Below are 416 nucleotides of genomic sequence, written 5' to 3'. Positions count from 1 at the left end.
TTTATTATCATTCAAATAAAGGATTAGAAATCGTAGGCATTGTAGAAATATGTGCTGAAGCACATCCTGATTCCACGTCTTCTGATCCACGCTGGGAATGTATAGATATCCGTGCACTCTGCGATATGCCAACACCTGTTTCATTAAAACAGATTAAAGCAAATCCAAAACTGAAAAATATGGTACTAGTTAATGCCTCTCGCTTATCAGTACAACCCGTGTCAGAAGATGAATGGAAAGAAATCTGTTTGATGGGCAACCTTAAAGAAACATTCCTCGTTACTCCCAATTCCATTTCACAACAGCACTCGTGAAGGATATAGCACAACCGAACACGGAAAAAACGGTAGGAATTACAGAGAAATCCTTCTAAAACGCATATGTGCTAGAAGCGTTGTACCATCTCCTTCGCGCTA

The 416-nt window shown here is 39.7% G+C and carries 1 protein-coding gene; it reads left to right on the top strand.

Going from position 1 to position 416, the window contains the following annotated elements; genetic code table 11:
- The coding region (locus J7R13_RS09125; RefSeq protein ID WP_208438333.1) for an EVE domain-containing protein at window positions 1-314 on the top strand (314 nt) is incomplete at its 5' end.
- Between the last annotated feature and the right edge of the window lie 102 nt (window positions 315-416).

It is taken from the genome of Bartonella taylorii 8TBB (assembly GCF_902825155.1).
Classification (GTDB): domain Bacteria; phylum Pseudomonadota; class Alphaproteobacteria; order Rhizobiales; family Rhizobiaceae; genus Bartonella; species Bartonella taylorii_A.
This window is presented reverse-complemented; position numbering and strand designations above follow the sequence as displayed.